General features: G+C 44.8%; 27 protein-coding genes and 1 pseudogene. 5 read left to right on the top strand and 23 right to left on the bottom strand.

Going from position 1 to position 24,815, the window contains the following annotated elements:
• Positions 1-316 precede the first annotated feature (316 nt).
• Genes NFR61_RS02750 through NFR61_RS11155 form a run of 3 tightly spaced genes read left to right on the top strand, consistent with a single transcriptional unit; the run spans position 317 to position 2,076 of the window.
• Entirely contained in the window at positions 317-928 is a 612-nt protein-coding gene (locus NFR61_RS02750; protein WP_251620362.1) for a DUF6088 family protein, read from the top strand.
• Positions 921-1,928 (top strand): nucleotidyl transferase AbiEii/AbiGii toxin family protein, encoded by a 1,008-nt coding sequence (locus NFR61_RS02745; protein WP_251620360.1) that lies wholly within the window; start codon positions 921-923, stop codon positions 1,926-1,928. Before NFR61_RS02750 ends, NFR61_RS02745 begins: the two co-directional genes overlap by 8 nt.
• Before the next feature lie 13 nt (positions 1,929-1,941).
• Positions 1,942-2,076 (top strand): hypothetical protein, encoded by a 135-nt coding sequence (locus NFR61_RS11155; protein WP_277613046.1) that lies wholly within the window; start codon positions 1,942-1,944, stop codon positions 2,074-2,076.
• Positions 2,077-2,370: 294 nt separating this feature from the next.
• Here the strand turns inward: NFR61_RS11155 and NFR61_RS02740 are convergent, their stop codons facing one another.
• The 20 genes and pseudogenes from NFR61_RS02740 to NFR61_RS02645 all read right to left on the bottom strand — a co-directional run bounded on the left by NFR61_RS02740 (position 2,371) and on the right by NFR61_RS02645 (position 21,781).
• Complete coding sequence (locus NFR61_RS02740; RefSeq protein WP_251620354.1) at positions 2,371-2,868, bottom strand: hypothetical protein; 498 nt, start codon at positions 2,866-2,868, stop codon at positions 2,371-2,373.
• A 126-nt stretch (positions 2,869-2,994) separates the two neighbouring features.
• The gene (locus tag NFR61_RS02735; RefSeq protein WP_251620353.1) at positions 2,995-5,136 is read right to left on the bottom strand and encodes an SUMF1/EgtB/PvdO family nonheme iron enzyme; all 2,142 of its coding nucleotides are present in this window, start codon (positions 5,134-5,136) and stop codon (positions 2,995-2,997) included.
• 43 nt (positions 5,137-5,179) lie between these two features.
• Complete coding sequence (locus NFR61_RS02730; protein WP_251620348.1) at positions 5,180-7,732, bottom strand: SUMF1/EgtB/PvdO family nonheme iron enzyme; 2,553 nt, start codon at positions 7,730-7,732, stop codon at positions 5,180-5,182.
• Between the two features lie 18 nt (positions 7,733-7,750).
• Positions 7,751-8,692: a hypothetical protein gene (locus tag NFR61_RS02725; RefSeq protein WP_251620343.1), complete on the bottom strand. Its 942-nt coding sequence runs from the start codon at positions 8,690-8,692 to the stop codon at positions 7,751-7,753.
• A gap of 28 nt (positions 8,693-8,720) precedes the next feature.
• Positions 8,721-9,629, bottom strand: coding sequence for a PP2C family protein-serine/threonine phosphatase (locus NFR61_RS02720; protein WP_251620342.1), 909 nt, complete (start codon positions 9,627-9,629; stop codon positions 8,721-8,723).
• Positions 9,626-10,234: an FHA domain-containing protein gene (locus tag NFR61_RS02715; protein ID WP_251620335.1), complete on the bottom strand. Its 609-nt coding sequence runs from the start codon at positions 10,232-10,234 to the stop codon at positions 9,626-9,628. Before NFR61_RS02715 ends, NFR61_RS02720 begins: the two co-directional genes overlap by 4 nt.
• Positions 10,235-10,236: 2 nt before the next feature.
• The gene (locus NFR61_RS02710) at positions 10,237-10,947 is read right to left on the bottom strand and encodes a caspase family protein (protein ID WP_251620334.1); all 711 of its coding nucleotides are present in this window, start codon (positions 10,945-10,947) and stop codon (positions 10,237-10,239) included.
• A gap of 3 nt (positions 10,948-10,950) precedes the next feature.
• Positions 10,951-11,454 carry a hypothetical protein gene (locus NFR61_RS02705; protein ID WP_251620333.1) on the bottom strand — a complete coding sequence of 168 codons (504 nt, stop codon included), beginning with the start codon at positions 11,452-11,454 and terminating at the stop codon, positions 10,951-10,953.
• Positions 11,451-11,753, bottom strand: a complete 303-nt coding sequence (locus tag NFR61_RS02700; protein ID WP_251620332.1) for a hypothetical protein — start codon at positions 11,751-11,753, stop codon at positions 11,451-11,453. Before NFR61_RS02700 ends, NFR61_RS02705 begins: the two co-directional genes overlap by 4 nt.
• Before the next feature lie 2 nt (positions 11,754-11,755).
• Positions 11,756-12,805, bottom strand: coding sequence for a leucine-rich repeat protein (locus NFR61_RS02695; RefSeq protein ID WP_251620331.1), 1,050 nt, complete (start codon positions 12,803-12,805; stop codon positions 11,756-11,758).
• 156 nt (positions 12,806-12,961) lie between these two features.
• A complete protein-coding gene (locus NFR61_RS02690; protein WP_251620330.1) occupies positions 12,962-13,474 on the bottom strand; it encodes a DUF4760 domain-containing protein in 513 nt (170 codons plus the stop codon).
• A gap of 373 nt (positions 13,475-13,847) precedes the next feature.
• Positions 13,848-16,379 (bottom strand): SUMF1/EgtB/PvdO family nonheme iron enzyme, encoded by a 2,532-nt coding sequence (locus tag NFR61_RS02685; RefSeq protein ID WP_251620329.1) that lies wholly within the window; start codon positions 16,377-16,379, stop codon positions 13,848-13,850.
• A 16-nt stretch (positions 16,380-16,395) separates the two neighbouring features.
• Positions 16,396-17,100 carry an FHA domain-containing protein gene (locus NFR61_RS02680; protein WP_251620327.1) on the bottom strand — a complete coding sequence of 235 codons (705 nt, stop codon included), beginning with the start codon at positions 17,098-17,100 and terminating at the stop codon, positions 16,396-16,398.
• Complete coding sequence (locus NFR61_RS02675) at positions 17,097-17,483, bottom strand: LytTR family DNA-binding domain-containing protein (RefSeq protein ID WP_251620326.1); 387 nt, start codon at positions 17,481-17,483, stop codon at positions 17,097-17,099. Before NFR61_RS02675 ends, NFR61_RS02680 begins: the two co-directional genes overlap by 4 nt.
• A gap of 62 nt (positions 17,484-17,545) precedes the next feature.
• The gene (locus NFR61_RS02670) at positions 17,546-18,880 is read right to left on the bottom strand and encodes a radical SAM/SPASM domain-containing protein (protein WP_251620325.1); all 1,335 of its coding nucleotides are present in this window, start codon (positions 18,878-18,880) and stop codon (positions 17,546-17,548) included.
• A 592-nt stretch (positions 18,881-19,472) separates the two neighbouring features.
• Positions 19,473-19,646: pseudogene (locus tag NFR61_RS02665) on the bottom strand (site-specific integrase); the annotation flags it as partial.
• 34 nt (positions 19,647-19,680) lie between these two features.
• Positions 19,681-20,616: a relaxase/mobilization nuclease domain-containing protein gene (locus NFR61_RS02660; RefSeq protein WP_251620324.1), complete on the bottom strand. Its 936-nt coding sequence runs from the start codon at positions 20,614-20,616 to the stop codon at positions 19,681-19,683.
• A complete protein-coding gene (locus NFR61_RS02655) occupies positions 20,613-20,969 on the bottom strand; it encodes a MobC family plasmid mobilization relaxosome protein (RefSeq protein WP_251620323.1) in 357 nt (118 codons plus the stop codon). The genes NFR61_RS02660 and NFR61_RS02655 overlap by 4 nt, the downstream gene beginning before the upstream one ends.
• 178 nt (positions 20,970-21,147) lie before the next feature.
• The gene (locus tag NFR61_RS02650) at positions 21,148-21,564 is read right to left on the bottom strand and encodes a DUF3408 domain-containing protein (protein WP_251620322.1); all 417 of its coding nucleotides are present in this window, start codon (positions 21,562-21,564) and stop codon (positions 21,148-21,150) included.
• A gap of 49 nt (positions 21,565-21,613) precedes the next feature.
• Complete coding sequence (locus tag NFR61_RS02645; protein ID WP_251620321.1) at positions 21,614-21,781, bottom strand: hypothetical protein; 168 nt, start codon at positions 21,779-21,781, stop codon at positions 21,614-21,616.
• Positions 21,782-21,971: 190 nt separating this feature from the next.
• Here NFR61_RS02645 and NFR61_RS02640 point away from each other — a divergent pair, with 190 nt between their 5' ends.
• Positions 21,972-22,283, top strand: a complete 312-nt coding sequence (locus NFR61_RS02640) for a helix-turn-helix domain-containing protein (RefSeq protein ID WP_251620320.1) — start codon at positions 21,972-21,974, stop codon at positions 22,281-22,283.
• A gap of 85 nt (positions 22,284-22,368) precedes the next feature.
• Entirely contained in the window at positions 22,369-22,674 is a 306-nt protein-coding gene (locus NFR61_RS02635; protein ID WP_251620319.1) for a helix-turn-helix domain-containing protein, read from the top strand.
• Here NFR61_RS02635 and NFR61_RS02630 read toward each other — a convergent pair.
• From NFR61_RS02630 to NFR61_RS02620, 3 genes are all read right to left on the bottom strand, one after another.
• Positions 22,671-22,949 (bottom strand): hypothetical protein, encoded by a 279-nt coding sequence (locus NFR61_RS02630; RefSeq protein ID WP_251620315.1) that lies wholly within the window; start codon positions 22,947-22,949, stop codon positions 22,671-22,673. The genes NFR61_RS02635 and NFR61_RS02630 overlap by 4 nt on opposite strands.
• Positions 22,950-23,022: 73 nt before the next feature.
• Positions 23,023-23,424: a hypothetical protein gene (locus NFR61_RS02625; protein ID WP_251620313.1), complete on the bottom strand. Its 402-nt coding sequence runs from the start codon at positions 23,422-23,424 to the stop codon at positions 23,023-23,025.
• On the bottom strand, positions 23,421-24,641 hold the full coding sequence (locus NFR61_RS02620; protein ID WP_251620311.1) for a site-specific integrase: 1,221 nt from the start codon (positions 24,639-24,641) through the stop codon (positions 23,421-23,423). Before NFR61_RS02620 ends, NFR61_RS02625 begins: the two co-directional genes overlap by 4 nt.
• Between the last annotated feature and the right edge of the window lie 174 nt (positions 24,642-24,815).

Below are 24,815 nucleotides of genomic sequence, written 5' to 3'. Positions count from 1 at the left end.
CTGGGATTCACCTAGATTCTACAATTTATCTGATAATCAATATTTTCAAATAACACAACTCTCGCCCTCCACCGATTCAACAGCGTGCTGATTTCTGTATTCCGCATTGCTGTTTTTCAACTTTCTTTGACACAAAAATAATAATAAAGCAAGACATCTTGAAATATATCACTCTTTAAAAATTCACATTGAAACCATTTTCCGATAATAGAAACAAAATCATCCATTTGTTTGGGCGGTTGGGTGAAACGTTGTACTTTTGCAATAGAATAATGTCGTAAAAAAATGTGTTTTTTACGACAAAATCCCAATAGAAATGACAAAACAAAGCATTGATAATAAGATACTCACTACCATAAATAGAAAAAAGCACGGTACTATACTATTTGCAAGTAATTTTGCGGATATGGGAGAGCAAAAGACCATCAACAAGGTTTTTGAGCGTATCACACTGTCCGGAAAAATAATCCGGCTTGCAAGAGGCATCTATTGCAAACCGAAAATCGACACTGAATTCGGCTTCGGAATCGTGTACCCCGGCGTGGATGATGTCGCACAGGCCATTGCCCAAAGAGACAAATGTCGTATCGTACCAACCGGTGATGCCGCATTGAACAAACTCGGACTTTCCACACAAGTGCCGATGAATGCGGTCTATTTCACCGATGGCACATCCCGAAGAATAAAGATATATAACGGCAGAGGTATTCTCTTCAAGCGTGTCGTACCCAAACGGCTCAATTTCAAATCGGAACTTATTATGCTGATTACATTTGCCCTCCAAAGGCTGGGGCAAGGCAACGTGAGCGAGGAACAGCTCAATCGTATCAAGCAACTATTGTCCAATGAACCCAAAGAGCAGATTGCCGAGGACTTGAAACTTGTGCCGGGCTGGATTCGTTCCATAATATTGAAAGCATATGAATAAATTCTTGCAACTTCCAGCGGATATGCGCCGCACCATCTACGAACAAGTCAGCCTGCGCCTGGGTATAGATGACCCCAAGGCGATAGAAAAGGATATTTGGGTGACAGGGATTCTTCAAGCGGTTTATACATTGCCGTATGCAGACAAGCTAGTATTCAAAGGCGGGTCATCCTTGAGCAAAGTGTGGAATTTGATTTCCAGGTTCTCAGAAGACATCGACCTTGCCATTGACCGAAGTGTTTTCGGTTTGGAAGGCGACCTGACCAAAAAACAACTGAAGAAACTGCGCAAGGCATCATCGCTGTTTGTCAAGGAGGTCTTTGCTGCGGATTTGCAGGGAGTCGTCAATGAAAAAGGGCTATCCAACCATTGCACAATAACGCCAGATCCGGACGGCGAAGGGGATGCGACTTATCCAGAACCACGCAAGGTGCATATAGCTTACGAATCGGTCTTTGAAAATACCGGTCCAGATTATCTACAATCCGAAGTATTGCTGGAAATTGGCGCAAGGTCGTTGTTCGAGCCTACCGCCAAGGCACAAGTAAAGTCTTTGGTAAGTGAAAATTCTTCGATAGATACTACTGTTGCGGATGTGGATATCATCTCGTCCGTACCGGGAAAAACCTTTTTGGAAAAGTCATTCCTGCTTCACGAGTTGTTTACCACCAACGGTTGCCGCAATGCAAACCGCAAATCGCGCCATCTTTACGATCTGATGAAAATGATGGACGAACCGTTTGCGCAAAAAGCCGTCAGCGATAACGAATTATGGAGCGCCATTCACCACCATAGAGAACTGTTCACTTCTATCAAGGATGTGGACTATACGCCCGACATACGCAAACGTATCGTCCTATTGCCTCCCAAGGAGGTGCTGAAAGTATGGCAAGATGACTACAAGGCCATGCAGGAGTCCATGATATACGGTGAACATTTTACATTCGAGCAACTAATCTCGAGAATAGAGGAGTTGCAGGCACGATTCCGTTCAATTTGATTTTAGGTTTACGGTGAATGCAAAGGGCTTGCTCCTGCTCTTCCTTATCACAAAAGTGCAGAGTATCATCGGTTGCTGGAGACGGAAAGCCGAAGAAGTGGCGTTTATTGCAGAGAAGAAAGCTGGCAACGAAAAAGAGCATTGCTGATTACAACGAGGAAATAGAAAGGTGTGACGGCAAGCCAGCGATCGTCTTTAACCAGGCTGTTTTTCGTACAAACGTTCTCAATTTGTTCATTTTGATGTGGGTATTGGACATGGTCTCCCGATTTAATTAGAATTTTGACACTAACTAAATTTTTTCGTTCACCCTCCGCGAACAAACAACTTTTTATACTCCCACGAGGGGCAATTTGGAATGTTTTCAAAAAGTCAGTTTTTACGTTTTTTCCACTATTCCTAAATATTATCAAAAACAAAAACGAACTTGCCTCTAACTTTGTCACCAATAGCTCTGCATATTGTAGTTCATCGGCAGACTCGCCACTGGCAATTTGAACAAGTTCAATTTCAATGTCTTCTTTGCACCACCTCGCTGTCCGAAATCATTGTGTTCATAGAAAACCAGCCAGATATCGCATTTCGGTCTCCCGTTATTCACGAGTACATCATAATAAACCCAACTGTCTTTTCCCAAGGTATAACACATATTGTCTGTCCAAATTACTTCACCTTGCGCATCAAACATCGTAATAGCAAGTTTACCGTCACTCACCCCCATTCCCCAATCAAAAGGAGATTTTATCTTCAACTTTATCCATTCTTGCGTTCCAAACGCACTGGAAGTACACGTCTTAGCCGCCAATATCGTCGGATAACCCGCCGTTTCCAACTTATAACACTTGAAATCATGATGCTCATAAACACCTCTCCAAACCTGAGCCTTCGCCCCAAATCCCCAAAACAGGAACAAGCATATCAAAAATTTATATCTATTCATTTCTCTATCATTTTTATTTTCTGCTCCTTTTCAGACGGCAGTCGCCGGAATGACTCCATTCCGTTAGCGCTTGCATACTTCATCACGCTGCGGTCGTTAGCTTGATACAGGAGAAGGAATGACTGCCTAAAGCGAAGGAAGACACACCACGCGGAAGCCGACAAGGCTGCTCCGAAAACTCGGAGAATCGGAGCGCCGAAGCGACACCAGACAGTACCCCGCATCGACGTCATAACTACCACCGCGATTCACTCGGTAAGAGCCCGAAGAAAGACCCGTAGGATTCGTCTGAGAAGTACTCGGATAAAAACCGTACCAGTCCGCACACCACTCCCAAACGTTCCCCGACATATCGTACAATCCCAAAGCATTCGGACGCTTCGTTCCTACAGGATGAGTAGAAGAATTACTATTACCATCATACCAAGCCACCGCGTCTATAGACCAGCTACCGCTATACTTTGTTTCTTCGTTCTTGTTTCCGCCCCTTGCAGCATACTCCCACTGCGCCTCCGTCGGCAAAACATAGCGTTTGCCCGTACGGCGGCTCAGCTCACGACAAAATGCCTGAGCCTCATCCCAACTCACATAATATATCGGATAGTCTGAACCGACACCAAAAAGAGAGTAACTTGAACTTAACTTATCCCGCTGCTGGGTAACGGATGTGCCCATCACCTTCTCCCACTGCCCCTGAGTCACCTCGAAAGCACCGATGTAGTAACCGGAAAGACTTACCTGATGAGTCGGTTTCGCACGATTCCAAGCATCATACCCCTCATCATACCCCTGCTCCAGTGTCGCTCCCATCGTAAAAGTACCGCCAGCAACATAGACCATCTTCATATTGACACCCAATGCCGTCTCCGTGTAATTCTGGGGAGTCGAAGGTTTGGCAGGCTCAGGTATCTTCGTCAATGTGACGGTGCATTCCGTACGCTTGCCGAAAGAGACACTGACTTGCTTTGCGCCGTCTTGATAACCGTCATGCTTCAATACGATCTTATGACTACCGACTGCTATATCCTCCAAAATTTCTGGCGTCGTCTTGCCCGTGTTCCTCCCGTCAATCCAAATCGAGGCTCCAGAAGGTGTACTGCTCACTTTCAATGAACCCGACTGCACTGGCGGAGCGACAGGAGAAGGACTTCCTCCGTCCGAAACAACGACATCGCTTGAAAGCAAGGATTCCTCGCCGCCCATAAAGTACCAACCGGCAAAAGCTCCTCCCAAAACCGACCAAAGACACAAGGTCAACCATAACGCCAAACGGAATTTCCGACGGGGAACGGCAGGAGAAGCGGAGGACGACCCGACAACAGAATCTATCTGCTTCTCCTCGTCCGCTGCCGGAACTTCAGATGCCACAGGACGACCGCCGTCCAGCAAAGACAAAAACTCCTGCACACTTTGGGGACGACTCTTACGTTGAGGGGACATCGCCTTCTCTATCGCCGCAATACTCCTGTCAGACACACCGCTGTTTCGCAACTCATCTTCAGGAAAGCCGTCGTTCAGTATTATCGAAGCTCCCACCGGAGACTTACCCGTAAGCATCTTGTAAAAAGTCCCTCCCAAAGCGTAAATGTCCAATGTCGCTGCAAAATCACGACCGGAAGAACTGTTCGCCTGCTCTATGGGAGCATAGCCCGGAGTACCCAAACCGATTGTCGAACTCGATTCTGGTTCGCCAGTTGAATCGTACTGCTTCGACAAACCGAAATCTATTAAAACTGGACTGCCATCCGTGCGAAGCATGATGTTCTTCGGCTTCAAGTCCAGATGAAGCATCTTCTGTTCGTGCATGTAGGACAAGGCAGAACCAATGGCATTGATACAATCCACCGCCTCCTTCTCCGACAGCTTACCCTTGGAAAGAATGTACGAATCCAGCGAACCGCCATCGACATATTCCATGGCATAATAGTAGGTATTATTGGCCTCGAAAGATTCCAGTACTCGAATAATGCCGGGATGCCTCATGTGCGAAAGGTTGAGAGACTCCCGCTGAAAAGCTTTGCCATATCGGCTGACGATGCTGTCGGAAGATACCTCACGGACAGAACCGTCCTCGCTACGCCCGTTCAAATCCTTCACAAAGAACTCTTTCAACGCCACGTTCACCGGAAGCCTGCCCAGGAGACCTTCTAACTCTGTCGTTGCCAGATACGTGATACCGAAAGTTCCCTGACCCAGAACTTTCTTTATCGTGTACTGACAAGCTACGCCATGCAATACCGAACCTACTGAAAGATGCTGTGCCAACATATTGGATTCATTTATTCACGCCTATAAAAATGACTACCATAAACTAAGGAAGACACACCACGCGGAAGCCGCCGCCGTCGCTGCCACTGCGCTTGCTCGGAAAGCGTTCATGCCGATCCGACACCCGGCAGCTCCTCGCCCAGTAGTACCAACTACCGCCGCGCAAAACGCGGCTAGAGCCCGACACAGGACCCGTGGGATTCGTCTGAGAGGTAGTCGGATAAGAACCGTACCAGTCCGCACACCACTCATAAACATTCCCCGACATATCGTACAATCCCAAGGCGTTCGGACGTTTCGTTCCTACAGGATGAATAGAAGAACCACTATTACTAGAATACCAAGCCACGACATCGACGGCATCGCTGCCGCTGTATTCCGTCCCCTCATTCCTGTTGCCACCCCTTGCGGCGTACTCCCACTGCGCCTCCGTAGGCAAAACATAGCGCTTGCCCGTAAGGCGGCTCAGTTCACGACAAAATGTCTGTGCCTCATCCCAACTAACATAATACATCGGATAGTCTGAACCTACACCATAAAGAGGCCAACCTGAACCTACCTTATCTCGCTGCTGGGTAACGGATGTGCCCATCACCTGCTCCCACTGTCCCTGAGTCACCTCATAAGCACCGATGTAGTAACCGGAAAGAGTCACCTGATGAGCAGGCTTCTCATCACTATCGCTCCCCTGCTCCGCTCCCATCGTAAAACTGCCGCCAGCAACATAGACCATCTTCATATTGACTCCCAAAGCCGTCTCCGTATAATTCTGAGGGGTTGAAGGTTTGGCAGGCTCGGGTATCTTCGTCAATGCGACGGTGCATTCCGTACGCTTGCCCGAAGAGACACTGACCTGCTTTGCGCCGTCCTGGTAACCCTCATGCTTCAACACGATCTTATGGCTGCCAATTGCCATATCCTCCAAAATTTCCGGCGTCGTCTTACCCGTGTTCTTGCCGTCCAACCAAATCGAGGCACCGGAAGGAGTACTGCTCACTTTCAACGTGCCGGTCCGGACAACCTCGGGCTCCTTGACCAAATCCACACGACAATCTCCGCGTTGGGAAGAAACAACACTAACGGACTTGCTGGATTCCTGATAGCCCGAAAGCTTCAAAACTATCGTATGCTTACCGACAGACAAATCCTCCAGAACTTCCGGAGTCGTCTTGCCCGTGTTCTTGCCGTCCAACCAAATCGATGCCCCCGAAGGTGTGCTGCTCACTTTCAACGTGCCACGCTGAACAACCGGAGGTTCAACAGAAGATACTTTCTTCTTCAGAGTTACACTACACTCCATGTGCGCTGAAGAAGAAACTGCCACCTCTTTTACGCCGTCTTCATAACCATCCAGTTTCAATACGACCTGATGAACGCCCGCCGAAAGATTCTCTACCGTCAGGGGCGTTGATTTCTCCATATTTTTACCGTCCAACCACAACACTGCTCCAGAAGGAACACTGCTGATTTTCAATGTCCCCGTTGGAACTGCTGGAGGTGTCGGCGCTGATGTTTTTCCCGGCATTAAAAGCAAAAACGACACAACTCCAACACAGACAAATAAACACAAAGCTATCCACAAACCTATATGAGAACTGCGTTTCGGAGAAGAAGAAACTGAAACTGATGACGAATCCCGCTTAAGTCCGGTGTTGACCTTCGTTTCCTCGTCCGCTGCCGGAACCGACGACGATGCAGGACGACCGCCGTCCAGCAACGACAAAAACTCCTGAACGCTCTGAGGACGACTCTTACGTTGAGGGGACATCGCACGCCTTATCGCCTCTATACTTTTATTAGACACACCGCTGTTTCGCAACTCATCTTCAGGAAAGCCGTCGTTCAGTATTATCGAGGCGTCCACCGGAGACTTACCCGTAAGCATCTTGTAAAAAGTCCCTCCCAATGCATAAATGTCCAATGTCGCTGCAAAATCACGACCGGAAGAACTGTTCGCTTGCTCTATGGGAGCATAACCCGGCGTTCCCAAACCGATCGTAGAACTCGATTCTGGTTCGCCGCTTGAATCGTACTGTTTCGACAAGCCGAAATCTATCAAAACCGGGCTGCCGTCCGTGCGAAGCATGATGTTCTTCGGCTTCAGGTCCAGATGAAGCATCTTCTGTTCGTGCATGTAGGACAAGGCTGAACCGATGGCTCCGATACAATCCACAGCCTCCTTTTCCGACAGCCTACCCTTGGAAAGTATGTACGAATCCAGCGAACCGCCATCGACATACTCCATGGCATAATAGTAGGTATTATTGGCCTCGAAAGATTCCAATACACGGATGATGCCGGGATGCCTCATGTGCGAAAGGTTGAGAGACTCGCGTTGAAAAGCCCTGCCGTACCGACTGGCAATGCTGTCGGAAGATACCTCCCGGACGGATCCGTCCTCGCCGCGCCCGTTCAGATCCTTTGCAAAGAATTCCTTCAACGCCACATTCATGGGAAGCCTGCCCAGGGGACCCTCCACCTCCGTCGTTGCCAGATAAGTGATACCGAAAGCCCCCTGACCCAAAACTTTTTTTATCGTATAACGATAAACAGAGCCCTGCAAAACCGTCCCTGCAGAAAGATGCTGTGTCAACATATTCAATTTTTGTTTATTTTAACAAAGACTGCTGATATCCGCATCATTCGTATAATCAGGCATATCCGTATACAGATCGTCATCAGGCATTGGGATTTGCTCTTCCGTTGCGACAATATCCGCCAAATCCGAGATTTGAATATTTTCCCCTTCTACAGAAACAACTTCATCCGCCTCTATCACTCCGTTATCATTACTATCCACCCCTATCTGGTCTACCACACCGTCACCGTCCGCATCCTGGAACTCTGCATAATGCCCGTCTACCTGACCCACTCCGACATATCCCGATCCTCCATCTTCCAACTCCACTTCATTGACTGCCACAACCTGTACATCAGTCTCCGTTCCGTCCTCGGTCGTTTCAACCGGAATCACATCATCATCGTTGTCTCCGGTTTCTTCTGCAGGTGTCTCCTCTGCAGGAGCTTCTTCTGCAGGAGTTTCTTCTACCGAAACGACTTCGTCACCCGAAGTTTCGCCAGCCTCCTCCGGTGTATAAGGGTCCGGTTTCACATCCGCCTCTGCCACAGAATCGGAATATTCATGTCTCTGCTCCTCACTCATTCCCTCCCACTCACTCTGTGTATAAGTACTGTATACCTGACCATGCCATGAAAACACTCCTCCCGGTCCGACTTCATGACGAGCTTCCGCAAATGCTTCCGCAAACGACATATCGTCGCTGACTGACCCGGCAACAGGGGCAACATCATGTATTTCCGCACCCGCATCGTCCGGCTCTAAAGTTGCCTGTTGATCATCTGCTACTTCAGCAGCAGCCAACTCATTTCCGGCAAACACACCGGCAGCCCCGAGTATTATACCGGGAATACCTCCTACAAGGCAACTCTTCCAGGCTATCTTATCTTTCTTTTTAGTTTTTTCCACTGGTTTGGATTTGTTATCCAATACTGTTTCCTCACCCTGATTCGATTGAAAATTCTTCTCTTTTTTCATAATACACTTTTTATAACATACAACTACTTCATTTATAATAAAAATAAGCTACCGCGACAATCAATATCAATACCATAACAAACCAAATAACCGGACGCTTCCTGACCGGACGCTCGTCGACTTCCTCTTCCTGTTCTCCTGCTCCCGATACTTCGTCTGCCGATTCCTGTCCAAAAGACTCGTCTTCTGTAGCCGTAATCCGGATCAAATGAGCTGAATGGTTATCCTTATTGTCTTTCGTGGCTCCTTTCAAAATCTCTATTTTACGACTATCCGGCCGCTTCATGGAAATTATATTGACAATCTCCCGGTCTTCCGTCGTTTCCAGCATACCGTCACTGCACATGTACAGATAATCACCCGCCTTTATATCCGTCAGATTCACCCAATCCGCCTTTGTCCGCCTCTCCTGATTGGGCTGCATTGCCCGTGTAATCACATTCCTTTGTTTGGAAGTTTTGGCTTCTTCCGGTGAAAGTTCCCCGAGGGCTATCAGGTCATTCACCAAAGAATGATCTTTCGTTACGAAAACAATTCTTTTTTCCGACGGACGGATCTGGTAAATACGGCTGTCTCCGATATGCGCCACAAAACATCCTCCCCGATGAAATTTTACGAAAGTAAGGGTCGTACCCATTTTCTTTGCCGCACCGTTATCCTTGGCATCCAGGGCATCGTAAGCGGCATCCAAGGCTGCCTGGAAATCCACCTCTTCAAACAGACCGTCTTCACGCCTATGCGATTCAATATACCTGCTCATCGCTTCACACACAGTCTGCGAGGCAACCTCGCCGGATTCATGCCCACCCATCCCGTCACACAGAATATAAAAATCGGATGTGGAGGCTTTTACGCTTGCCTCGGGACAGATGCTGTCTTCCTGATTATCTCTTTGCCCCAATTCATGGAGCGATAAAGTTTTGTTATGTATTTTCATAAGTCAGTACTATCATCATTATTAAAACTGCCGGCAGATTTCACTCCGTAATGCGCTGCCGATTTCACAAGCCGAAGCCGCGTCCTGGATGCGGAAATAACGTCCCCCTCTTTCAATCCGATTTTATCCGTATTCATAAGTTCGTTCGTATTGATATAAGTCGGATTCTGATTAGAAGCATTATAAACGTAATAATGGTACATTCCATCCTTTGCCAATATCACATCTATATACAGATGCGCCCTGCTAAATCCCATATCGTCCGTTACAATAGGGACACTCGCTTTGGGGGCTGTCTGGTATGTCATCCGGCCTATCAGATTCGTCCCCTCTTGCAAAAAATACTCCTTCCCGGTCGTTTCATCCATCAATTTCCCGACACGGTCTTTTTTGCCTGCATGGACAGTTTCATCCCCATTCTTTCCCTGAATTCCCTTGATTCTTGTCTCATCATCGCATTTATCGGAATCCGTTCGCTTAAAATTTTCATACCGATTTTTTACACTGCAGTTCGGACATTTTACACTTTTCCCTGCATTGGCAGGCGTATCCACAACCGTAAGAGTTGCCCCGCAATGGGGACATTTAATTTTTATCTTATTCATAGCTACCATTTCATTACAGGCATATTGTCATCAAAATTTCCCCACATCACCGGATGTTGTATATCTCCTGAAAGTCTACGAACCCCTTTGCTCACCTCTGTAAACAACTCTTTGGCCGTGATGATTCTATCGTGATTCACATCCGCACCTCCTTTCAGGCAACGCAACAGACATGCCGTGAAGAAACCGTTTCGCATACTTGGATTTTCAATGGAAAATTCATCGTCTCTCGATGAAAGGAAAAGCATGACTCCCTGATTCCGGGAAGAGACATCCCTTTTATTTTCCCGGATATCTCCGGAGAAACAGGCATCTGCAAAAATCATCTTGTTAGCAGCCTTGCAAACAGAAAACAACGAACGTACATCCCCATAATCCAAATAATCATTATAAATGGCAAAACCTCCCGGATAACCGTGTCCCGAAAAGAAAAAGATAACGATATCCTCATCTTTCGCCTGTGCGAAAAGCCTGCCGGCCTGATTCAGAATATGCTGTTTCGTCGCCCTTTCATCGGTAATAAGAACAGCTTTGGCATTGAAATGCTTCTGATACAGCCGATAAATGGCCTTGGCATCATTCACCGGAAGAGTCAAATCGTTCTGTGTCCCGGGATAATCCGCAATACCGACAGCCACCAAATAAATACTTTGAGCTTTTGCCACAACTCCCAGCAAAGCAAAAAACACAATAACAACAACCCGTTTCATCATTTATTATATAATATCGTTACTACACCCGTCATCCGTTAAATCGGAATCATACGATTCCGCATCCGTAAAGTCCATGTTGTCCAGAATATCTGCAAAATCATCGCACCCGTCATCATCCGTATCAATCACCATTATTTCGGAAAAATCTTCCGCATCAGCTTCTCCGAATATTACCACTTCATTCTCATCCACATCCTGTTCCACCGGTATTTCATCCTGATTGTCTTCCTGAGGATGGGACGCATTCCACTCCTCTATCGTATCGGTCGCATACAGATTGCCCCTCCACTCAAAAACACCTCCCTGCCCCAATTCGGCCCGTGCAGCGGCAAAAGCATCTCCGAATGACATTTCATCCGATACCGTATCAAGATGATGCTCTCCGATGACCTTGCTCTCCCCTGCAGCAAAAGCATCCGTAAAAGCCCCCCTTGTTCCCAGCAATATTCCGGGGACACGACCGAGCACAACCTGCTTCCAATTAATCTTTTCTTTCCTGATTTTCATTTCGACACCGACGTCCTCTGTTTAGCCTTGATCTCTTTTCGTTCGAGCTGTACAGTAATTATTTCCGATTTCACTGACAACAGCATGGAATCCCGGATTATTTTCTTACGTTCCAATGCCCAAGGACTCGTATCCATAATCGTTACATTTTTCAAACTGTCCAGTTTTGCTGTCAGTTTTGCCTCTTTGTTTTCAAGAGATTTTAATCTCAAGGCCGAAGAATAATCCGTTTTGTTCGTCTGCGCTATATTCACGATGGCAAGAACTATAAAAACTAAGAAAACAATACTTTTTTTCATGATCATTTTATTTTTTTGATATTTTCTTTCGTCGCGAAAACCGGGTTTTCAAATATTTCTCTCTGTTTCCCGTTTATATTCTCGTATGCACCCGCTTCATGACAAATTGCAGTACAATAAGCATTATAAGCCGGTTTTGGTACATAAATCACTATACCCGGAGAAGGCAGACCGAGTGCAAATACGGATACATCTCCATGTTTTGCTGTATTTATCGGCTCCTTCGCCTTTAATGTAATACTCTTTAAATTTACAGCCCGGATAAATTCCAAATAGGAAAGTTGCTTGATGGTCCCGGGCAAATCAATGTTCTCCACATAGAGACAGCCGGAGAAGGCTCCTTCAAAAACGGTTTCCGTACCTTCGGGTACGACAATGCTGCCCCGATAGGCACAAGGAGCCGCATAAAGTATTTTGGAATCTTTGGAATAAAGCAAACCGTCGTTAGAAGAATACATCGGATTATTAATACTTACATATACTTTCTCCAAAGATCTCAGCGCTTTTAAATTAGTCAGTTTTTTTACCTTTGCCGGAACCTCTATTTCCTTCAACGAATCACTCCATACATAAGGAGCAAGATTCACAGAAATCCAATCGCTGCCGAAAGAAACCGATTCAATTCTGTCGCATCTAAAAAACGCTCCTTCCCCGACAGAGACCGGCGAACCGGGATAAACGATACTTTTCAGTCCCGTACATCCTTCAAAGGCAAAAGCCTCAATCTTAGAAAGCGAAGCAGGTAAGACAACCCCCTCAAGTCCCAATGCTTCACTGAATGCTTTCGGACCTATCGCAGTTATCGTATAAGTTTGCCCTTTATATTTCACAGTTTCAGGGATGTACAACATTCCTTCAGGCAAGTGTTCATGATTTTCTGAAACACTTCCTTCATAAGTTACTTCAACAGTCTTTTTCAATGTATCCGTAACATTCAGGAATAGCTTATTCCCGCCGAAAACAGTTACAGAAAAATCATGGGCAGTAACAGTCTTTCCCATCACCATCGACACAAACAAAAATATCGACGCAAGAAATTTTAATTTATTCATAGGTTTTCAATTTTATTTTCAAGACAAACATAAACCACTCTTCCCGATTAAAAAAACATCTTCCCGCCTATTACACGAACTCCCGGCTTTTCTGTACAAAGTATAAAATACTGAATATATCTTTATTTTTTCATCATCTTTCTAATTCCATATTGTCTATGAAAATTGCTCTTCGTTTTCCCATTTTTCAGCTAGCATCTTGAAATTTGATGCAATAGGTTTACCGATTTCTTTTTTCCGATATTCAAAATAATATTTTAAAGATTGATATGTTTTTATTGTCGTGAGATACATATATTCTTTTGCAATATTAGAATCAAAATATTTACATCTAACTCCAATTCCTAATTCTTCAAAATATGCTACAATACTAAATATCTCTACTCTCTTCTTTTCATCAGAAAGGAAATTTTTAATTTGATTTTCTAAATTAGGATTCATCTTATTGGTTTTATAAAGTAAATCCAATTTACCAAGAAGAGTTGTATTAATTTCCTTTAACTCTTTTGTATATAAATTCATATATTTAAAAGTAACATCTTTTCTATTCCAATCACTTCTTTCTTTTGATTGTCTAATTAATAAAATAATCTGAATTATTGTGATAGGCCCTCCTATTATTAAAACAATAAACTCAACAATATTTTTAATAACAATAAAAGTATCCATTTTAAATTACGATAATTTATCTATGAGCGCTTAAGATTAAAATTATTATAACTATACGATTGCTATTGAATAATCAAATATGCATTCTAATAACTTCTGTCTATTAGCAAATTATTATTATTGAAAATTAAAAAGCATTTTATACCAAGCGGAGGAAATACACAACTACACCCCCCACATACAATTTTAAAACGAGATTTATTAATTTCTAAATAATCTACAATATTCCCTTGAATCTGTTTGTAATCATTAAAATTTGGTATTAACATAAATATATTAATTTTAGACCTACTCTTTACTGGATTTTCGGCATCTCCACTTATTATTTTTATATCTTAGAAATCTATAGGCTATAACAAATGAATATCAGAAACTAAGGAAGACACACCACGCGGAAGCCGCGATGGCCGTCACGGCGGCTCGGAGTACCGTCGTTCCGATTCGACACCCGGCTGCCCGCCGCACTGTTAAACCAACTACCGCCGCGATACACGCGGCGAGAGCCGGAAGAAGGACCTGTAGGATTCGCCTGATACATATTCGGATAAGAACCGTACCAGTCCGCACACCATTCCCAAACATTGCCACTCATATCATACAAACCCAAGGCGTTCGGACGCTTCGTACCTACCGGATGAGTAGAAGAACCACTGTTGGAATCATACCAAACTACGACATCGACAGCATCGCTTCCGCTGTATTTGGTCCCCTCATTCCTGTTACCTCCACGGGCGGCATACTCCCACTGAGCCTCAGTTGGCAAAACATAGCGCTTGCCCGTCCGGCGGCTCAGCTCACGACAAAATGCCTGAGCCTCATCCCAACTAACATAATACATCGGATAATCAGAACCGACACCATAAAGAGGCCAACTTGAATTTGCCTTATCTCGCTGTTGGGTAACGGATGTGCCCATCACCTTCTCCCACTGTCCCTGAGTCACCTCGTAAGCACCGATGTAGTAACCGGAAAGAACCACTTGATGAACAGGTTTTTCATAGTCAAAAGCATTGCTCCCCTGCTCCGAAGTTGCTCCCATCATAAAACTGCCGCTAGCAACATAGACCATCTTCATATTGACACCCAAAGCCGTCTCCGTGTAGTTCTGAGGGGGTGAAGGTTTGACAGGCTCGGTTACTTCGTCAAGGGTGACGGTGCACTCCGTACGCTTGCCGGAAGAGACACTGACTTGCATTGCGACGTCCTGATAACCGTCATGCTTCAATACGATCTTATGACTGCCTACTGCTATATCCTCCAAAATTTCCGGCGTCGTCTTACCCGTATTCTTGCCGTCAATCCAAATCGATGCTCCCGAAGGAGTGCTGCTGACTTTCAACGTGCCGGTTCGTACGACCTCGGGTTCCTTGACCAAATCAACATGGCAATCACTACGCTGGGAAGAAATAACACTAACGGACTTGCTAAACTCCTGATAACCGGAAAGTCTCAGAACAACCGCATGCTTTCCGGCAGACAAATCCTCCAACACTTTAGGCGTCGTTTTACCCGTGTTCTTGCCGTCAATCCAAATCGATGCACCCGAAGGAGTACTACTGACTTTCAACGTGCCGCTTTGAACAACCGGAGGTTCAACGGAAGATACTTTTTTCTTCAGAGTTATATTACAGTCCATGTGTGCTGAAGAAGAAACGGCCACCTCTTTTACGCCGTCTTCATAACCATCCAGTTTCAATACAACCTTATGAACGCCTGACGAAAGATTCTCGACTGTCAAGGGCGTTGATTTTTCCATATTTTTACCGTCCAACCACAATACGGCTCCAGAAGGGATACTGCTGATTTTCAATGTCCCCGTTGGAACTGCAGGAGGTATCGGCGCTGATGTTTTTCCCTGCATTAAAAGCAAAAACGACAAGACTCCAATACCGATAAATGAACACAAAGCTATCCACAAGCCTATATGATAATTACGCTTCGGAGAAGAAGAAACTGGAACTGATGACGAATCCCGCTTGAATCCGGTGTTGACCTTCGTCTCTTCGTCCGCTTCCGGAACTTCAGATGCCACAGTACGACCGCCATCCAGCAATGACAAAAACTCCTGAACGCTCTGAGGACGGTCTCTGCGACGAGGCGCCATCGCCTTCTCTATCGCCTTGCGAACAGAGGCGGACAAATGGGCAGGCAATGCAACACCCCCTTCCTCATTTACCTCCGATGCACTCGGAGGTGTCTGTCCCAATAACAGATAATACAACGTCGCCCCCAAGGCGTAGATGTCCGTCGCCGGTGTAAAAGTACTGATTTCTCCCTGCTGATACTGTTCCAACGGGGCATAACCATTGCTGATGCCGACGGGCGTGGAACTCGTCTGACTCCCTCCCGCATCATAATGCTTCGAGATGCCGAAATCTATCAGCATCGCCTGACCAGCATTCCCGATTAAAATGTTCGCAGGTTTGATGTCAAAATGAAGAACATTCATCCCATGCAGATAATCCAACGCAGAAGCTATCTGACGGATATAGCCGAGGGCTTTCTGCTCGGACATCGGACCTCGATGTTTCACCTCATCTACAAGAGAACCTCCGTCCAAATACTCCATCACATAATAAGCTGTCCCGTTCTCTTCAAATACATCGTGAATCTTAACGATATGCAGATTATCCAGTTTGGCTATCATCCTTGCCTCCCGCAAAAACTTCTGTCTGAATTTTGCCACCAATTCCCGGCTCCCGACAGAAGGAACGGAAACCTCCGACGTGTTTTCATCGCGGTTACAGTTTTCTTTCATGAAAAACTCTTTGATCGCCACTTTTCGCGACAAGGAAAGCTGTTCCGCCAAATAAGTGATGCCGAATCCCCCCTGACCCAGCGAAGAGATAATCCGGTATTCGCTGTTCTTCAACAAATACCCCTCATGAAGCGCTTTTGAATCCATATTTTTTGTTATTTAATTATTCTACATACTTCGCCTTGCAGTAAGGACATGCCCCGTTCTTCAACAAATCTTTGTATTGCATTGATCCCAAAAAATGTCGGCAAGACGGATTGGGGCAAACGTATCTATCGTGATAACCATCCTCCAATTGCTTCATTTTCAGTGGATTATTGCTTGAATTTTTCATTCGCACAATCACAACACCGACGGCAAATACCGCTGCCAATACAATCATAACAATTCTGATTCCTTCATTGTTCAAGCAAATCGCCAAAACCATAGACGACATGGAAAGCACTCCCGGCAAAGCACTCAAAGCATTAAGTTTTCCCTGCCGGATCTGATTATCCAACTTGGTTTTATTGTAATTATCATACACCTCTTTCAAAGAGGCAATATGATAAGTCTGTTGCGCAGCAAATGCCTTAACGATAGTCGAAAGTTCCAGACAATAACGGTCTGGTCCCAATTCCACCTTATCATTCACGGTTATATGTCCCCGACTCTTACAATCCGAACCGTTGACATACATAAAATTATTGTCCGTCAAATCACTCACGGAAAGAGTTGAATCCTCATGAATCACCAAACGACAATGCTTCCGGCTCACGCTGCGAGGTACGCTGCCGGGATTTCCACAATAAGCAGTCTTGTCTCCTGCCATCAAAGCCAAACGAGACTTCTCCACACCTGCCTCCCGTCCGATAATAATCTCTATCATAATTGTTGCTTATTTACAGTTACTGATTGTATAAGTATGTTTTTCAAATTTTTAAGGGCATCTTTTGAGATATTCAAAGTATAGATAAAGGATTTTTGGTCGCTCAAAACCAACTCCTGCTTCAACAAATTAATTTTGAATATGTATTTCATATTGATAATAAAACGCTTGCCGATACGCGCCAAACCCGATGTTTCCTTAGCAAATCCGCTTGACAGGAATTCTTCCATTTTCCCCAAATTCATACCTATCATGGCAGCTTGATCATTCATCAACATAACACGCGTATAATTCCCGTCCGCCTCTATATACACGATCGCCGATATAGCCACTTTAAAAAGTTCATCCCGTGAATTGAAATAAATGTATTTGGTTACAGACATAGTTATATAAATCTTCCTTTATCGTATCATGATATTGAATTTTATAAGAAAGCCACACACATTCACACAGAATTCCCATTTAAACTATTTTTTCTTTTATTAACCACTTGATAATACAAATCTTTAATCATCCAATCTAACACTTTCTTGGCATGGATACAAAATCGAGTATCTAGTTCATAAATAGAACCATACATATAATCTGCCGCATAAGGACAACCACCTCCACATATACTAAGACACTCACATTCCTGACATTGTTTCATTAATAGGGGTGTACGTTTCTTCCAATACAAATAATCTACCTGTGTCCGAAAATCAAAATCCACATCATAAATACTTGATGAAAAATATTTTCGATTATTCAAATATCCATGACAGATACCAATCTTTCCATCAGGAGTTATAACATATTGATTACCACCTCCAGCACAACAATCATATAGATGCATTTTATTCTCTGAAAACGCACGAACCTTTCTCATTATCCGATCTTCGTAAAGCCCAATTCCTCTCAAACGGATAAACGCTTGAATCATAAAATCCGTCGCATCTTCATAATAATGTTCATTTTTTAATCGTTGTGTATTAGGTATTAAAAGATTAAATACTATCGTTGCGGGAGATAACTTTAATATTTCCGTTAAAACCTCATTTTTCCGACTCAACAACACTTCAGAAATTGTAATGGATAAACTGAATGGTATCCCCATTTCATGACATAATCCTATTTTCTCTCTAACAACCTCATAGCTATTATTACCATTTTTATCTATTCGCTGAGCATGCGATTCCTTATCCACGTCATATGATATACTTAAAGTAATACCGTACCCTTGGAGAGCTTTTAAAATATCTTTTGTCAACAAAAAGCCATTAGTAATTAATGCATATTTCATATCAGATGGCCAATAATATTTTTCCTTAATACGATTCACCTCATCCATAAAAAAACAAATCACATCAAAATTAAGTAATGGCTCTCCTCCATAAAATGTAATAGTCTTATCATAAGAAGTCTGCTGTCGTTCATATGTTTTTTGTAACAACTTTACCGTCTGTCGAGCAACCTCATTGGTCATTACTTTTGTTTCTCCGGCATGTTGGACAGCATTAGATATAAAACAATATTTACAATTAAAATTGCAATTTTCTGTTACCACAATATATGCATTAGAAATAGCAGGCGGAGATATCAATTCGATACATTTATTATACAATTTATTGTCTTCATCAGCATTTACTACAATATAACAATTAACATACAGATACTGGATAGTTTCTAAAATAGCATCACTATCAATATCATTTGTTTTAAAATAAAAATCCAATTGTTGTGCTTCCGTATAAGTAATAAACACAGTACGAACTAATAATGCATGATATAATGCCACCACATCATTACCTACATAAAATAGATGAACATATCTAGAATATTGCATTATTTATTTTAAGAATAAGATTATTATCAATGCAGTAAAACAAAAAAGAGGAAAATCCCCCATTTAACTCAAGTTAAAATATCAATTTTTTCCTTAAATAATTCTCTCATTACAGAGGTATTACAACTGCAAGCTAAACATACATAAATTTTTTGAATACTAACTACCGTCATTTGTTTACAAAGACAGCTACATCCACCTCCGCATGCACATGCAGCCATATGAACATCCATATAATCACTAACGTGTCCTTTAATTTGTTTGTAATCGTCTACTTTTGGTATTAGCATAATTTATTATTTTCCCTACTCTGACGGCTTTATAGGTCTTGCCATTATATTATCTCTTACGAAGAGACAATAAGACACAACTATATATTGAAAATCAACATCATAAAAAGTAATCTGGGAAATATTGCTAAATATGTTGGTATACAAAAATTTATTTTAAAGAATATTTTGCTCTTAAATACAGTATTTTGTATATATTTGCCTTATGTATTGTATCTCTTCGTAAGAGATAACAATTCTACAAAACAAAACCTCCATTACAAATCTTTCAAAATAAGCGCATTGACATTATCTATAACGGAACATTCTAGTGAAGTAAGATAAATTTGCATTGTCCTCTCAGAATCAAGTCCCATTCCCTCGCTGATCATGGAAAGACGTATGTTCTTGTTTCTCGCGATACTTGCCCACGAATGGCGGGCCACAGTCGTCAAGAGTATCGCAGCCGGAGAGGTGACGCCACAATTACCAATTGATTTTACGTTGTTTCTTCCTCTTTTTTCTGTTTCTTAAATAAGGGTCGTAAAGTTCTCTTTCCTCTGGTACATTATTAGCGTTTGAGGCGAACAGGCCTAATGAATCCCCGATAAAATTATCCCTGTCATGTTTATCCGGATTTATCCTGTTTGGCTGTACTTGTTCCTGCCGAGGATAATCGTGTTGTTCTTCCATTCTGTTACGCTGCAAGGCTGCGTCAATCCTGGAATAACTGAAGCGCCTGTCCACCTTGGAGCCGTTGAAGCGGTAGCTGTTCACGGTAAAGACAACTCCCTGCACCTCGTTTGTCTGCCCCTTATACTTGAAGCGGACTTCCACGCCCTGCCGGTTCAGGTTGGCGACAAGCACGTTCCAGTTTCCGCACCTGCCAGTTTCCGTTTTGAGGATGGCGTACAGTTCATACTTCGTCTTGTCCGGCTCCTTCAGGCGGTTGCGCTTGACGTTCTCCTTGCCGTCCGCCATATACAGACCGTATTTCAACGTCAGCTCCCTGCAGATACGGGTACTGCGTAGTCGCTCGTTCCTGTCCGAAATGGTGTTGCCATTGTTGTCTATGCGGTTGAAGGCGATATGCACGTGCGGATGCTCCTTGTCGAAATGCCGGGCGATGAGGAACTGCGTATTCCGGATGCCCATTCGCTCCATATATTCAAGTGCGATACCTGCCATGACGCGGTTCGTCAAACGCGGCTCGTCCTCCTTGGAAAAGCTCAATGCGATGTGTCCGACCGGCTTCGCAACCTTGTTGTTCATCTGCGACTGGACGTTGAAACTCATGGCAATGGTCTCCTTATTTTCCAGAAATAAGCCGTCGTGAGCCACCACCTGCGTTCCTTTTTCCTTATCAAGAATGTAATTCACCACGCCCTTAAAATCGCCTCCCTTTACAATTTTAGCCATCATATTCCTATCCTGCTGATGAGTTCGTGAATCCTTGCCACCACCACCTTGCAGTCCCAACGGACTTCGGATAAGTCTCCCGTATTCGCCTTGCGTGCAAGCTGGTTGAGGTTGTTCGCCATGCCGCAGAGCTGGCGCACATATCCGGCGTGTTCCTCCGACAGCCGTTCCTTCACATGACCGTTCCGGAAACACTCCCTCATGTACTCGCTCGGCGATACGCCCGTCTGATGCGCCTGCGTCAACAGACGGAAATAATCCGGGGGCGTCATTTTCACCGCTACACGGTATTTCAGTTTCTCGGTTTCCTCTTTTCTGGGACGACCGCCCCTGTTGCGTTCCTTCTTCTGTTCCATATCCAATGTGTTTACTGTGAATACTGCATAGACCAACGGGATGTCCTCTTTTGCGACCGCCGGGAGCAAAAGCAGGCGGTTTCGGTACACCCGAAACACAAACTTGCTACCTCCAAATTCAAAACCTCTCCGTTTTGAGTAACTCGAAATAATTCCATTCCTGCTATCGTCTTAATGCTTACAATTTACGCCATTGTTCGAGGTCGTCCCGATAGATTTCCAGATGATGTGTTGCAAGATTCTCCAGCAGTCCCGATACGCTCATCCGCCTTGTTCCGAGGGTGCGGACAATCCTGTCCAGCTTGTCACGGACATTTCTGCTGATGAACACGGGCTTGCGGTCCTCGATTCGGGGAACTTGCAGGAAGGCGGTGCGGTATTCTTCCAAAGAAAGCCGCCGTTGCTTGTTGCTGATGCGTTTTGTGGATACTTCATTGGAAACGGATGCGTCCTGTTCTGCGTTCTCGGAAGGCGATTGGGATAAGGGAAGATATTCCTCCATTTTTGGGAACTCCTCTGTCGGGAAATAGCTTTCCGGATGAAAGTCCCGATATTCGTCTTCGCTTCCTGCCGATGTTTTTCTTTTCTCTGTCATGATGAATCTGGTTTAATTGTTTATAGGATTTATAAAATGGTCTCGGCATCTACTCCGGACCTGTTGTCGGGAACAAAAGAAAGGAAGTCGCCGTCATCAGCCAAGCGATTGGAGCCGATGCGTCAATTTTGTCGACTATTGCCACGAGGAAGAGTAGAGGTTCCGTACATACTTCACCGATTTGCCCAAGTGCGGTCATCACAGATAGTGAGTACACACGGTATAGTGATTACAGGAAAAATATTGATAACGATAAGCACACGGATAAATACCCCGGAATGAAGCAAACCACTGCAAACTTGTGCCACATGCTGCCACTTGCTTGAATTTGTGCGATGATATGGATGAAAGTGTTTTACTTCGCAAATGAAATAAAATTAATAATCATATCAAAACCAGTAAAATGTATGGAAGTAATTACGATTGAAAAGAAGACGTTCGATGAAATGAGTGAGAAATTTGACCGGTTTGTAAACCGGGTGGAGGAAATCTGCCGGCGATGCGGAGACAAAGGCATGGGAGAATGGCTGGACAATCAGGACGTGTGCCGGATGCTCAACATCAGTCCCCGGACGTTGCAGACGCTTCGGGATAACGGTACGCTGGCATACAGCCGGATTAACTACAAAATCTATTACAAGCCCCAGGATGTGAGACGCATCCTCCCGGTTGTGGAGGAAAGACGGAAAGAGGCGGAATTCAGGAAGAGGGCGATTTGAAATAAGGAACCACTGAATCCGGAAATGAAGTAAAATGAACAACAAATTAAAACCTAAACTGAAATTAACCTAAAACCAAATGCCTATGAACAACGAACTGATAACGGAAAAGAACGAAAGGGTCAGCCGCTTTATGGAAAGCCTCGAGAGGATGCTGAAAGGAATGGAACGCCTTGCCGCCGGTTGCCGTCCTGTCTTGAACGGGGAACGCTATCTGACGGACAAGGAGCTTTCCGCCCGGTTGAAAGTGAGCCGACGGACATTGCAGGACTACCGGAATGAGGGAAGAATCCCGTATATCCTGTTGGGCGGAAAGATTCTTTACAGGGAGAGCGACATAGAAAAGATGCTGGAGGAGGGATATCGGGAAGCGTTCCGATGTCAGGATTAGGTGAATTGTGGATGCCGTCTGATTTTCTTGATGGAGCGCAGTTCTCCGGCTGCCTCCCCTGAGGCATTATCAAACACCAAAAAAGAAAACAGCCTGCCGGATAACATCGTATCGGTGTCCCGTGCAGGCTGTTTTTCTGTTTTCTTTCCGTCACTTGTTCCCGTTGCCGGATGCCTTTGGGGGCGTGCCGTTGACAGGTGCAAGGTTTTCGGACGGAATACGCTCCGAAGGAGGAAGATTGCATCCGAAACGGTTCTGTCCGCCCGACCTTGCACTTCTCAAAAGCTGCACGCCTATCTTTGCAACCGGATAGCGGAAACAGGCGACGGAAAGAACGGACTTGTCTGTTTAATTGTATATACCTCCTTTATCCCGACCTTGTCGGTTGAAACCGTCCTTATATACCACCAAATACACCGTAGGTATCGTGTCGCCGTTCTTGCCGGAATATAACCGTTCTATCAGAAATTGCCGGAAGATACGACTTCCCTTGCTCCGTATTCTGAACGAGACGGCTAAAATTATTTCAAGGTTGTAAACATCATAACTGATGCCATTGGGTTGCCTGGCATACTTCGCCGTATCAAACTCGCTTAGTTCCTTGTTCTTGTAAATGGACTTGACAACCTTTCGTACATCGTACTCGAACACGCCGAGCAGGTCGGCGATTTCCGACAGGGTCATCCATACGGGAACGTCCGGCATCGTGACCGCCCCCGTTTCGCTGATTGTAATGATTCCTCGGTTCATACGCTGAATTTTTGACGTAACACATCCATTTCTTCCGCCACTGTCTTGTCCATCAACCTGGCATATATCTTGGTCGTACGGATGTCGGAATGACCAAGCATTTTGGCGATGGATTCCATGGAAACCTTGTTAGCGAGCGCCACACAAGCAAAGGTATGACGGGCAACGTGCGAGCTGATGGATTTGTTTATGCCGCAAATATCGGCAATCTCCTTCAGATAGCTGTTCATACGCTGGTTAGAGGGTACGGGAAAGACGGCTCCTTTCCGAGAACACTCCGGATGTGAGCTGTATTTCTCCACAAGCATCCGCGGAATGTCAAGCAGGGGGATGTTGCACATATTGTTCGTCTTTTCACGGGGCTTGCGTATCCAATAGCTGCCCGTATTGTCACGTGAAATATGAAACGGCGTCAGGTGCTGTACGTCGGTAAAAGCCAGCCCGGTCAAACAACAGAATACAAAGATATCGCGAACTATCTCCAGACGCGGAATATCAAAATCCTTACTGATGAGTTTGTGTAATTCCTCCTCCGTCAGAAAGTCTCGGTTGCTCTGTGTCTGGTGGAAACGCATTTCCTGAAAAGGGTCGTCGCTCATCCATTTGTTTGTCAAGGCAAGACGGATTACCTTTTTGAGATTTTTGAGGTATTTGACCGTCGCATTCTGGGCACATCCCTTGCTCACTTTTATGAAGTGTTCAAATTCCAGGACAAAAGCAGGGGTTATTTCCCGTAATGGAATGTCTGTGCGGTTGTATTTCATCTGGAGCAGCTCTTCCAGATAACGGACGGTGCGTTCATACCGGAGGACGGTGCCTTTCACATAATCCTTCCCCAGCAGTTCACGATACTTCCGGTTGTGCTCGCGAAAGACCTCCAGAAGCATTCTGGGAGTATCGCCCTCTCCGTTGAACCGACGCTTAAGTATTTCGGCGGTAATGGGTTTGCCCGTCTCCAGCAGTTCCCGGTAGAGTTGATAGATTTTGGTGCGGATAACTTCCAGATACTGGTTCAACTCCAAAGTCTTCCGGTCTTTGCCGACAGCACAGCCTCGTTGAGCGTTCCAGCGCATCGCGTCAACGCTCCGTCCAAGCTGAAGTTCGGCACGCCGCCCGTTCATGGTAATGCGCAGTCCGATAGGGGCTTCGCCGTTCTTCAACAATCTTGTCCTTCTGATAAAGAAGAGAATCGAAAAATAGGTTCGTTGCATTGTCATACTTTCCTCCTTTTTTAGTGCGTAAAACTAGGTTTGAAAGCCAAAAACACAGCAATGCAAAACATTGTAAATCAGTGAATAATTTGCAAATTCGGTGGAAATTTTTGGAGAGGCTTACTCCACCGATTTCGCAGGTGAAAGATGCCTTATTTTACCCAAAACAGAGGAATTGTC

Origin of the sequence: Odoribacter lunatus (genome assembly GCF_943193135.1) — a bacterium.
GTDB classification, from domain to species: Bacteria; Bacteroidota; Bacteroidia; order Bacteroidales; family Marinifilaceae; genus Culturomica; species Culturomica lunata.
This window is presented reverse-complemented; position numbering and strand designations above follow the sequence as displayed.

Bases quoted from the DNA above. Each gene is read 5' to 3' on its own strand.
- NFR61_RS02640 (WP_251620320.1), top strand. From the start codon at position 21,972: ATGGAAGTAATTACGATTGAAAAGAAGACGTTCGATGAAATGAGTGAG.
- NFR61_RS02620 (WP_251620311.1), bottom strand. From the start codon at position 24,641: ATGACAATGCAACGAACCTATTTTTCGATTCTCTTCTTTATCAGAAGG.
- NFR61_RS02730 (WP_251620348.1), bottom strand. From the start codon at position 7,732: ATGTTGACACAGCATCTTTCTGCAGGGACGGTTTTGCAGGGCTCTGTT.
- NFR61_RS02745 (WP_251620360.1), top strand. From the start codon at position 921: ATGAATAAATTCTTGCAACTTCCAGCGGATATGCGCCGCACCATCTAC.
- NFR61_RS02700 (WP_251620332.1), bottom strand. From the start codon at position 11,753: ATGAAAAAAAGTATTGTTTTCTTAGTTTTTATAGTTCTTGCCATCGTG.
- NFR61_RS02625 (WP_251620313.1), bottom strand. From the start codon at position 23,424: ATGAACCGAGGAATCATTACAATCAGCGAAACGGGGGCGGTCACGATG.
- NFR61_RS02705 (WP_251620333.1), bottom strand. From the start codon at position 11,454: ATGAAAATCAGGAAAGAAAAGATTAATTGGAAGCAGGTTGTGCTCGGT.
- NFR61_RS02685 (WP_251620329.1), bottom strand. From the start codon at position 16,379: ATGGATTCAAAAGCGCTTCATGAGGGGTATTTGTTGAAGAACAGCGAA.
- NFR61_RS02635 (WP_251620319.1), top strand. From the start codon at position 22,369: ATGAACAACGAACTGATAACGGAAAAGAACGAAAGGGTCAGCCGCTTT.
- NFR61_RS02710 (WP_251620334.1), bottom strand. From the start codon at position 10,947: ATGATGAAACGGGTTGTTGTTATTGTGTTTTTTGCTTTGCTGGGAGTT.
- NFR61_RS02680 (WP_251620327.1), bottom strand. From the start codon at position 17,100: ATGATAGAGATTATTATCGGACGGGAGGCAGGTGTGGAGAAGTCTCGT.
- NFR61_RS02750 (WP_251620362.1), top strand. From the start codon at position 317: ATGACAAAACAAAGCATTGATAATAAGATACTCACTACCATAAATAGA.
- NFR61_RS02720 (WP_251620342.1), bottom strand. From the start codon at position 9,629: ATGAAAATACATAACAAAACTTTATCGCTCCATGAATTGGGGCAAAGA.
- NFR61_RS02675 (WP_251620326.1), bottom strand. From the start codon at position 17,483: ATGTCTGTAACCAAATACATTTATTTCAATTCACGGGATGAACTTTTT.
- NFR61_RS02690 (WP_251620330.1), bottom strand. From the start codon at position 13,474: ATGGATACTTTTATTGTTATTAAAAATATTGTTGAGTTTATTGTTTTA.
- NFR61_RS02660 (WP_251620324.1), bottom strand. From the start codon at position 20,616: ATGATGGCTAAAATTGTAAAGGGAGGCGATTTTAAGGGCGTGGTGAAT.
- NFR61_RS02695 (WP_251620331.1), bottom strand. From the start codon at position 12,805: ATGAATAAATTAAAATTTCTTGCGTCGATATTTTTGTTTGTGTCGATG.
- NFR61_RS02655 (WP_251620323.1), bottom strand. From the start codon at position 20,969: ATGGAACAGAAGAAGGAACGCAACAGGGGCGGTCGTCCCAGAAAAGAG.
- NFR61_RS02650 (WP_251620322.1), bottom strand. From the start codon at position 21,564: ATGACAGAGAAAAGAAAAACATCGGCAGGAAGCGAAGACGAATATCGG.
- NFR61_RS02735 (WP_251620353.1), bottom strand. From the start codon at position 5,136: ATGTTGGCACAGCATCTTTCAGTAGGTTCGGTATTGCATGGCGTAGCT.
- NFR61_RS02715 (WP_251620335.1), bottom strand. From the start codon at position 10,234: ATGAATAAGATAAAAATTAAATGTCCCCATTGCGGGGCAACTCTTACG.
- NFR61_RS02740 (WP_251620354.1), bottom strand. From the start codon at position 2,868: ATGAATAGATATAAATTTTTGATATGCTTGTTCCTGTTTTGGGGATTT.
- NFR61_RS02725 (WP_251620343.1), bottom strand. From the start codon at position 8,692: ATGAAAAAAGAGAAGAATTTTCAATCGAATCAGGGTGAGGAAACAGTA.